This window comes from Mesosutterella porci (genome assembly GCF_022134585.1).
Classification (GTDB): Bacteria; Pseudomonadota; Gammaproteobacteria; order Burkholderiales; family Burkholderiaceae_F; genus Mesosutterella; species Mesosutterella porci.
The window spans coordinates 128590-138577 of the sequence record NZ_JAKNCT010000009.1 but is presented as its reverse complement, the minus strand read 5'-3'; the positions used below and the strand labels follow the sequence as shown (position 1 = coordinate 138577).

Here is a 9988-nt window from a genome sequence, read left to right as displayed (position 1 = left end):
CTCAAAAACCAGATGCCCACGCTTATCGGTTCGTTGTTCAGTTTTTAAAGATCACTGCGCTTTTGATTTGGAACAGATCCGCGTCAATCGCGACAGGATTGTTATCTTACACGTTCAATTTTAAAAAAGCAAATATTTTTTGAACAAAAAACTTAACCAGCATTAAAAACTGCGAGAAATAAATTTTTTGTCACTCATATTCAATGCGTTAAGCACGTCTTCAAATGAACCGGCAGATGTGATCCACTGCGATATCCGAAAAACCGAAAGACTCAGCCTTCGTTGTTTTTCCGCCGGCAACCTTCACCACTTCTTCAAGAATCCTGCTTCCCGCCTGTTCAATGGTGAGATCGCCCTCGAGAATGCCCGAGACATCTATGTCCATATTGTCCGCCATCCGGTGCGCTGTCTCGCGATTGCCTGTCACTTTAATCACCGGAGCCAGAGCATGTCCGGTCGGCGTTCCTCGCCCGGTGGTAAAGACGACCAGGGTTGCACCTCCCGCCACCATGCTGGTGACGGAGGCTATGTCATAGCCCGGAGTATCCATTATGAGCGCACCCTTTTTCGTCGGCCTCTGAGCCTCACGCAAAACTTCTACGACCGGCCTGGTTCCTCCCTTGTAGATGCAGCCCAGAGACTTTTCCTCAATGGTGGACAAGCCGCCGGCCTTGTTGCCGGTCGTAGGCTGCCCCGTCCGGCAGTCCTGACCCACGCCGGCCAGGTGCTTTTCATACTCCTCGCAGATGCGGATGATCTGGTCATGGATTTCCGGCGTTGCTCCGCGGCGCGCAAGGATGTGCTCTGCCCCGATGAACTCGACCGTCTCGGACATGACAGTGCTCGCTCCCGCATCGACCAGCCGATCCGACATGTTGCCAACGGCAGGATTGGCAGCGATGCCGCTTGTTGCATCGGAGCCTCCGCACTCAATCGCGACAAAAAGATCCGACAAGGGACAGGGCGTGCGCTGCGCGAGACTCGCCTCAGCGGCCATTTCCCGGGCTGCCTTCACGACCAGAGCCGTCGTCGCCACCGTACCGCCTTCTTCCTGAATGCCGAAGGAGACTACCTTTTTATGGGTCTGCCGGCGAATCATCGCGGCAAGCTCCCTGTGCCCCACAGTCTCACAGCCCAGCCCGACGACAACCACGCCGAAGACGTTTGGGTTCAGGGCAAAGCCCGTCAGAACTCGCAGGTTCATTTCTGTGTTGGCCTTGACGTCCGAACAGCCGACATTGATGACGACGTTTCTAGCCCCCTGGACCTGGGCTGCTGCAAGCCGGCAGGTCTCGGAGGCGCAAGCGCAACCCGGAAGGATCAGTACGTAGTTGCGGACTCCGACCTGACCATCGGAGCGCCTGTAACCCATAAATTCCATGCTCATCTCCTCTGCTTCAGAAGGTATTCGTCTTCATACTTCCTTGGCTGACTCGCGATGTTCGAGTCATTCGCGAGTTCGCCTCGTCTGATCAGAGCAGTGGCGCGGCCGATGACCTCACCGTATTTCACCACTCCGGAACCCGCAGGAATATCTTCCAAGGCGATCTTGTTGCAGAATGCGATGTCCGATGCGGCCCGCACCTTCCGTCGCCCTCCGCCCGGTTCAAGGATCTCAACCTCATCGCCTTTCTTAACCGCCGAAGTGCAGACGGCTACATTGTCCGAAGCATGAATATGCAAAGCCTTTGGCATGATCTCTCCTGTTGATCGCCGAATGGCAAAGGGGAAAGCCCGCTGAGGCCGCCGGGTCGCCGGCGCCCTGCCGCGCCGACTCTTCCGGGGATCGGGAGACGAAAATTTCGCCCCCGAAGGTTAAAATCCCCTCGTTTCTATTGTTTCAGCATCCCGAGGCCCTTGCGGCTGGTTCCGCAACCGTGAAGCGAAGGAATAAGCCATGAATTTTAAGCCTCACTTTTTTCACCGCGAGCCGTCGATCTCATCGTGGGCTACAGCGAAAAAATCATTCTCGCGATTGTCGTCCTCATCGTGGGAAAGTTTATCATCAGCGCCATCCTTAATGGCATCGGCCGCCTGAGGATCAGCCGCAGCCTGGATTCAACGGCCAGACAATACCTGATGTCATTCGTGCAGATATTGCTCTGGGTCGTGCTGCTGATCGCAGTCATCCAGATTCTGGGCGTGCCTATGGCCTCGGTCATCACCGTCCTCGCATCCTGCGGCCTGGCCATCGACCTCGCACTTCAGGGCGCGCTGTCCAACATTGCCGGCGGCGTCATGCTGATGGTCTTCCGTCCTTTCAATGCCGGCGATTATGTGGCCGTGGCGGGATCCGAGGGCACCCGGAGCATCTCTCTTTTTTACACCATGCTCGTCACTGTGGACAACAAGCGTCTTGTCGTCCCCAACTCTCAGATCATGAACGCAACGATCACCAATTTCTCTTCGGAGAAACTGCGCCGCGTTGACCTCGACTTCGGAGTCGCCAAATCTGAAAAGCCGGCCGAGATACAGACGATCATCCTCGATGCCATTCAGGGCACCAAGAAGGTTCTTTCCGACCCTGCCCCGTTTGCGCGCCTAAGCGGCGGCGACGACAAGCAGATGACCTTCACGGCCCGCGCCTGGTGCAACAGCGCCAACTACTGGGACGTTTACTTCGACCTGAACCAAAACATCACGGAAGCCCTGGGCAACAAAGGCGTCAAGGCTCCTGCGGTCCGCATGATTCAGGACTAGGAAAGGCAACTGGGGCTCCGCCCGCAGCGGGCCCCCAATTAAAAAAGGAGGCAGCCGCAACGCCTTTGCCTGGCGCTGAGGTTCGTCTCCTTTTCTTTATCCCTCAAAAAAAGCCGCCTTCTGCGGGTGAGGACGAAAGGAAGGGACGAGTCCGTTACTTCAGGCTCGCGCGGTAGTCCTCAAGGAACTTGGCCAACCCCTTGTCAGTGAGCTGATGGACAAGCAGCGCCCGCAGCACCTTCGTCGGAATCGTCGCTATATCTGCGCCTGCCTTCATCACGGCGTTCACATGTCCCACGGAGCGAATGCTTGCTGCGATGATCTGCGTCTTAAGCCCGTAAGTCCTGAAGACCTGAACCATGTCGGCCACCAGTCCAACGCCATCCTCGCCAATGTCGTCCAGACGTCCGATGAACGGCGAAACATAAGTCGCGCCGGCCCGGGCGGCAAGCAAGGCTTGCCCAAGGCTGAAAACAAGAGTCACATTGGTTCTGATGTGCTCAGAGGAAAGGATCTTGACCGCTTTCAGGCCTTCGGCGATGCACGGAATTTTGACGACGACGTTATCGGCGATCTTTGCAAGTTCCCGCGCCTCGCGAACCATGCCTTCGCAGTCGGTGCTGATCACTTCTGCTGAAACCGGTCCAGGGATCAGTCTGCAGATGTCCGGTATGACCTCGGCCTGCGTACGGCCGGACTTCGCGACCAGCGTCGGGTTGGTCGTCACGCCGTAAACAATGCCCATGTCCGCGAATTCTCTGATTTCATCCACATTCGCGGTATCCATAAAAATCTTCATAACCTGCGTTCTCCGAGCAAGAAACTCTGCGGAAGTTTACAGCAAGGATGCGCCTGAGAGCTCACACAGACATGTCTTCCGAACCCACGACCCCCACTCCGGGCCATGGCCTCAGAGCAATCCGCAGGGCCACCCGGGCAACGTTCTCTGCCGGGCAGAGACGGAACTTTTTCGGGAGAAGGGGGCCGACGACCGTCAGGGCGGCAATCATCATCTCCTCAACCCAGCGAAACTCCCGGCGGCCTCCTGAAAGCACACAGGGCCTCAAAAACGCAAGAGATTCGAACCCCACTTTTTGCATGTCCTCCTCGGTCTCGCCCTTTACGCTGTTGTAAAAAATGGAGGAATGGGGATCCGCCCCGATGGCGGAGATCAGAACACAGGTCCGCACACCGTTTTTCCGGGCCGCGCGGGCCGCAAGAATCGGATAGTCGTGATCCACGCGATAAAAGTTTTGACGCGATCCTGCTTTTTTGATCGTGGTCCCGAGGCAGCAGATGAGCGCATCAGCCTTCCACCAGCCAAGGTCGGGATCTATTCGCTCGTAATCCAGCACCGGATTAAGCACCTTGGGGCCTGCGCAACCTGCCTGAAGCGGTCTGCGCGTAGGCGCAACAACAGCTTTCACCTCGTCGCAGAGGGCGGCTGCCTTGAGAACTTCACCGCCAACGAGCCCCGTGGCTCCCAACACCAGCAGAGTTTTTCCATTTCCGTTCATCACGTCCTCCCGCCGAATGCCTCCTTCGAGCGCCGGCTGAAAAAACGGCAGCTTACGGGACCGCCGGGGCCGACCCAGAGGAATCGCCAGGCGTGCCGCCTTCCGTCCCGGCAAGAGCCGGGCACACAGCAAAAGCAGAACTGGCTGCCAGCCCCCGCGTCGAACCTGTTTTGGCCCTCGCTTCAAGCCTTCTGGCGATAGCCGGCCTCAATTTTCTTAATTTCCTTGTAAAGCCACTCGTTCACTGGCACGGAAATATTGAGCTGATGGGCCTTCCGCAGCACCGTGCCGGAGAAAAGCTCAACCTCAGAGGGCCTGCGGGCAAGGCCGTCCTGGCGCATCGAGGGCATGCCGTCCGGAGCAAGCCCGTCGATCAGCCTCACATACTCCTGGAGATCCGCCTGCGTCACGTTGACGCCGCTTGCGCGGGCGACAAGCAGCGCCTCGCCCATGGCCTCCTGCATGAGACGGCGGGCCTCCCCCGGCTTCTGGACAATGCCGTAGCCCCCGGCCTTCACCATGCAGACCTGGTTGACCCCGACGTTGAGCATCCATTTGGCCCATAGCCGGTGCAGGATGTCCTCATCCCGAACGAAGGGGACGCCCGAACGGAGAAAGAACTCGCAGAGCGCCTCAAGCGCGGGCAGCTTCAGTGATTCGTCCGAGGGGCACCCCACGAAGACGGTCCCTGCGTGCGCATAATTCAAGGACGAGCCTTCGCGGGTCGCATCCATTCCCTGGGCCACGGCATAAAGAACCGTCCCTGTGCCCAGCTTCTCTTCGATCATCTCCTCGCTGGTGATTCCGTTCATCAGCGAGATCACGATGGTGTCCGGCCCCGCGATCTGCCGGGCCAGCTCCAGAGCCCCGGGCAACCCCGCATATTTCGTGGCGAAAATCAAGAGATCCGGGCAAACGGCCTCCTCAGGTAGCCTCATGTCGAAATCACATCGCTTGCCGTTGCAGAAAACTCCGTTTTTTTCATAGCGGGCCTTCCGCCCGGCGTCCATGACAAACTGCAGCGAGCAGGCGCCGCCTGCCGACAGGAGATGTCCGTAGAGAATTCCCAGCGCCCCCATTCCTATGATGGCGGCGGATTGAATGCGCTTCATTTTTTCTGTCGTCTCCCAAAACCGAAGCTTCTTCAGCTCCGGGCAGAGCCTTTTTTCACCTCTAAGTCGACCTCAGCGCCCAGCTTCCGAAGCTCAGCAATAATCCGCTCGCGCTTGGCGCGGCTGGCTGCAACAAGCGACACGTCCCTGCGGAGAACCTTAGCGTAGCTGCCCGCCGAGGCCTCGATGTGCTCCATGAGCGCTGGGTTTCGCTTCTGAGCCTTCTCAGCGTTGCCCGAGGCCTTTACCCCGAGCTCTTCCAGATCGGAAACAAGCCACCAGAGCGCAGACTCGGGGTCCCTGTACCATTCTCCTCCCCGCACCCTCACGAATTTCCAGCCCACTCGCTCGAGAATCGCCTGACGCTCCAGCTCCTCCATGACACGCTCTTCATCAGGATGGGCGAGGTCGCCGTCGCACTCGAGGACCGCTTTCCGGCCCGAGCCTTCGACCACAAGCGGCAGCTGGAAGGCCCCGACGCGGTAGCCGCGCAGGACACTGTAGTGGCGGCTCTCGAGCGCCGAGGCCACTTCCGCGGCGAATTCCGGCATCTCGGCTGACGCGGAAGCGTCAGCCCCCAGCTCCGGCTTTTTCAGATAATCAAAAAATGTCTTTCGAATGTCGCCGTCCTGGAGCTGCGTCTCGGGGTCAAACGAGTAAACGGCCCAGATTTGATCACGGGCGCGGGAGACAGCCACGTTCCAGCGCTTCTTCATTCCGTCATCGCTGCCCGCAGTCTCCTTGCGCAGAGGCTTGGAGCCATCGGGCGAATCCACCAGCGACAGAAAGATCACGTCGCGCTCATCGCCCTGAAAGTCCGGGGAGAGGCCGCAGAGAATCTTGTGCCTTTCGATCGTCTCTGGGCCGAGTGCTTTGTAGAGCAGATCGTTGATCAGCTGGATCTGTGCACCGGTGCGCCCCGAACGCATGACGATGACGCCAAAAGTTTTGTCCCTGTACAGGGGCTCGGCTAGGCAGGCCTTGATGCGGCCGACAATCGCCTCGGCTTCAGCCCGATTGGTGTCATTGCTCTCGCGCACGCCCTGCACGCGGCAGGAAACGATGGCCGGCAGGAGACTGGTCGAGGCCGCATCCCGCAGCGGCAGGATGCATCCGTCATAAGAGAGTTCGTTCGAATAGCCGATGATGGGCGGGACGCACCGGAAATGCTCCCGCAACATCAGGGGCGAATAAGCCGTTTTCGCGAGGTCATAGAGCGAGGATTGAGCCTGATAGATCGGCCAGTTTGCAATCCGGCCCTGGATGTACTGACGCGACAAGGCGAGGACCGCCGAGTCTCCGACGCCTACGGCGGCCGGAGAGACCTGCCGGTCGTCTCCTGCGATGATCGCCTTTTTGGCAAGAAAGAGAATCGGCATGGAGGCAATGTCGGACTGCGAGGCCTCGTCGATGATCACGACGTCGAATTTCCACGATCCGTCGAAGGTGCTCAGCGCTTTCTCCGCAGGCATAATCCAGCAGGGAATCGCCTGCGAGCACTCGGCTATGAGCTCACGGGCCTGAGCGCGCAGCACCTCGGCGCTGCGGCTGGTTCCCCGCCCGATCCGGGCAGCGATCTGCGCCCAGCCCTGGAGTTTCTGCATGAGGGAGCGGTTGCCCTGCATGCGCCGCGCAAGGGCGAGCCAAGCCTTGTCAGCGGCGAGCTGCACCGTCTCTGAGCGAAGCCGGCTCGAAAGGGATTCCGCCTTTTTCTGCAGATCCCCGCAGTCCGTTTCAAGGTACTTCTTGAACCAGGCGTCGAGCTGCCGCCAGTCCCAGGCCTCCGCGGCGTTTTCCGGCACACCGCCGCCTCCGGCGGAAAACATCTCCTGGGTCCACTGCGGAGCTGAGCTCTTCAGACGGGAAAGAAGCTCCTTGCGGCGCTCGAGCCGGGGCTGCAGCCGGTTGAGTTCCGAGAGTTGCTTCCAGGCCTTCTCATAGCGCTCCCCGCTTTCTTCAAGTCCGGCGAGAAGCTCATCGCAAAGAGCGTCGGACTGGGGCGGTACGCGGGCGCACTGCAGTAGCGCCTGCCTTGCCTGGGCGAGCCGCTTTTCCAAAAGAACCATGCGGGCCCGGGCGTGGTCGGCTTCTGCGGCCGGACGGATAAAGCTCTCCACATTGCGGGTCAAGACCTCGCAGCTTTCTATCGGGCCCGCCCCGGTTCCCCCGGTCAGCGCGTCCGGGTTCACCCCAAGTCCGCGCAGCCTCTCAAGCAGAGGCAAAGCCCACTCGGACCACCATCCAAGGGCCTTCTCAAGCCTCGGCGCAAAGCGCAGCTTTGCCTGCTCCTCGGGATGATCCGCTCCGAGAACATCAAAAGCAGGGCCGCCCGCGCCTGTAATGAGATCGTCCCAGAGCTTGCGCAGCGACTCGCGAGCCTCCTCGAGGTTCAGCCTGAGCAGCACAGCCTCGTACTCATGCTCGCTTGAAGGCATGTGCCCGCCCACTGAAGAGCATGCGAGCGCCGCGAGCCTGGCCTTTTGCGTGAGCTTGGTGAGAAAGCCGGGTTCTCCGTTGATGTGATTGTCGCGGAAATAGGAAAGCGCTTCCCTGAGCGCGGCCCGATCCGTCCCCTCCCGTATGTCGACGGGCAGGTCGTCCATCTGGGCCATCTCCTTTTCGGCCAGAGCAGCCGCCGACGTGATGGCCTCGCCGAGCTTCTTCCACCGTCCCTCGAGCGCTCCGCCCGCGGCGCCGGCCGCTCTTGCAGCCATGACCCAGCCTTCGGGCTCGCCTATCGTCCGGTCGCGGTTCAGCCACTCGGAGAGCGAAGCCATAGGCTCCCCCTGCGGATGGCGCGCAACGACGGAAAGCTCTCCCAGGCTGTATCTCAGAGCACCATCCTCCCCGTCGAGCGATTCGATGGCGATGCCGCTTTTTGCAATGAAGACCTTCAGGTCCTGAAGCTCTGCCTGAAGATGGGCGAGCTCAACAGGATCAGGAAGACTGGAAAGCGCTGGCAGACCGGACAAAAGCTCCGGAGAACCGCTGCCGGGGGCGAGCTTCATGAGCGAGCCCAACTCCTTGGCGTCCTCGCTGGAGAGTGGGAAAGGCCCTTCCGGCAGCTCCTGGTCGGGGATCGCCTCGGCCAGATCGGAGTGCTCCTTCAGCCACCGCCCGAGGTTGCTCGGCGTCCAGTCCCTGCCGCAGAGCCTCACAGTGCGGAATTCGCGGCAGAGTTCTTCGTAAAGCACTTTCCGCGTCTTCCCGAGCTCCTCGAAAGTCGCGCGGCGCGAAGCTTCCTCTGCTTCGATCCTGCGCCCAAGCTCTTCGATGCGCACGAGGGCGAGCCGATCCGTGAGCCTCTGCACAGTGGACAAAACGTCGTCCTGGTCGCTCGAAATCGACACACACAGATCCTGCAGCGGCGCCGGCATCATGGACTTCAGGACGCGCAGGGCCTTCTCCTTCTGCGAAGAAATGAGCACCGTCTGGCCTTGTGCGAGAAAATCAGAAATGAGGTTCGCGATGGTATGCGTCTTGCCCGTTCCCGGCGGCCCCATGACGAGGACTGCGTCGCGGTTGCGGATTTCACGGGCAACCTGCAGCTGCTCGCGGTTGGCAGGCATGGTGAGCAGGATGTCCTCGTCTTCGCCGCCGGCGCTGGCAAGGCGCTGCTCGAGCGATTCGCGCTTCTGCCCGGGCGCTCCGCCCTGCTCCTCTTTTTCCGTGGCCCCGCAGATCAGGTCGATCAGATGACGCGGAATCTCCGCACCCTCGTTGATGCGACGGATAATCCGTTCCGAAGCCTCGGCCATGCCTGATGCGCGCTCTTCAATCCAGAGCACCGGTTCCTCATAGAACGCAAAATGGCACCATTCGTTGAAGCGGATATCCTGCGGAGCGTCCGCCCAGCGGCACTCGGGCGATATGGTTGCTGCCAGATTCTGGAAAGAAGCCCGCACAGGCCCGGGCGCAAACGGGTGGGGAGAGGCGCTGTCGACGCATCCTCTCACGCCCTGGCAGAGCTCCAGCCGGAAGCCGTCATCCTGGAAATCCGAGAGCAGTTCAGACTCGAACCGCACCGGCTCAGACTCATTGATCTGGACCGTGATCACCGCGCGCCCCTGCTCCACGCTGAGCCGGAACACCACCGGCCGGCTGAGCACCGGATGGCATGCCGCCCCGTGGGCCTCGTCGGAAGCAAAGCTGATGGAGCCCGCTTTCGCCACGAAGCGCAGGTTGCCGTCTTCAATGAAGCGGCACTGCGCGTAAAGGTTTTGGAAAAGCTCGAGTGAGCGCGAGCAGCGGTCCCAGTTCAAAAGCCAGCTCCTGCGCCGTTCAAGCCAGGCGCTCCAGGCCCGGCTCAGTTTTGGATCACCCCCTGGAACATCCGCAGGAGCCTCCCATTCAGGACGGTCCCAGCCCTCGGCGACAAAGGGGTGAAGCTCTTCGGGCAGTTCGGGGCAGGCAGGCAAATCCTGCTGCTCCACGCGCAGAAGAACATTGGGCGTCCGGCTCTCCGGAGTCCACTTCTTCACCCCGGGCAGCGACGCGTCGATCTCCGACATCTTGATGTGCCAGGGATGACGATCGAGCCGGGTGATGTTTTCCCGCCTCACCCGCCCGAGCTCCCGGGCGAAGCCAAAAAGCGCCTTGGTCTGAGAGGCCTGTTCTTCTCTTAATTTCTGAGCCGTTTCCCGCATGCTCTTCATCCCT

The 9988-nt window shown here is 60.2% G+C and carries 7 protein-coding genes; 1 reads left to right on the top strand and 6 read right to left on the bottom strand.

The features are described 5' to 3' along the window. Window positions 1-220: 220 nt before the first annotated feature. Both MAF45_RS08485 and MAF45_RS08480 read right to left on the bottom strand, forming a co-directional pair. Window positions 221-1381: a UxaA family hydrolase gene (locus MAF45_RS08485; protein ID WP_237979208.1), complete on the bottom strand. Its 1161-nt coding sequence runs from the start codon at window positions 1379-1381 to the stop codon at window positions 221-223. Between the two features lie 2 nt (window positions 1382-1383). Continuing rightward, window positions 1384-1695 carry a UxaA family hydrolase gene (locus tag MAF45_RS08480; protein ID WP_237979207.1) on the bottom strand — a complete coding sequence of 104 codons (312 nt, stop codon included), beginning with the start codon at window positions 1693-1695 and terminating at the stop codon, window positions 1384-1386. Between the two features lie 249 nt (window positions 1696-1944). Here MAF45_RS08480 and MAF45_RS08475 point away from each other — a divergent pair, with 249 nt between their 5' ends. Continuing rightward, window positions 1945-2700 (top strand): mechanosensitive ion channel family protein, encoded by a 756-nt coding sequence (locus MAF45_RS08475; protein WP_237979206.1) that lies wholly within the window; start codon window positions 1945-1947, stop codon window positions 2698-2700. 154 nt (window positions 2701-2854) lie between these two features. Here the strand turns inward: MAF45_RS08475 and fsa are convergent, their stop codons facing one another. From fsa to MAF45_RS08455, 4 genes are all read right to left on the bottom strand, one after another. Next, window positions 2855-3487, bottom strand: a complete 633-nt coding sequence (gene fsa, locus MAF45_RS08470; RefSeq protein ID WP_237979205.1) for a fructose-6-phosphate aldolase — start codon at window positions 3485-3487, stop codon at window positions 2855-2857. Window positions 3488-3560: 73 nt separating this feature from the next. Beyond that, window positions 3561-4217 (bottom strand): Rossmann-fold NAD(P)-binding domain-containing protein, encoded by a 657-nt coding sequence (locus MAF45_RS08465; RefSeq protein ID WP_237979204.1) that lies wholly within the window; start codon window positions 4215-4217, stop codon window positions 3561-3563. A gap of 182 nt (window positions 4218-4399) precedes the next feature. Continuing rightward, window positions 4400-5329: a ketopantoate reductase family protein gene (locus MAF45_RS08460; protein ID WP_237979203.1), complete on the bottom strand. Its 930-nt coding sequence runs from the start codon at window positions 5327-5329 to the stop codon at window positions 4400-4402. Between the two features lie 32 nt (window positions 5330-5361). Continuing rightward, window positions 5362-9984, bottom strand: a complete 4623-nt coding sequence (locus MAF45_RS08455) for a PDDEXK-like endonuclease domain-containing protein (RefSeq protein ID WP_237979202.1) — start codon at window positions 9982-9984, stop codon at window positions 5362-5364. Window positions 9985-9988 lie beyond the last annotated feature (4 nt).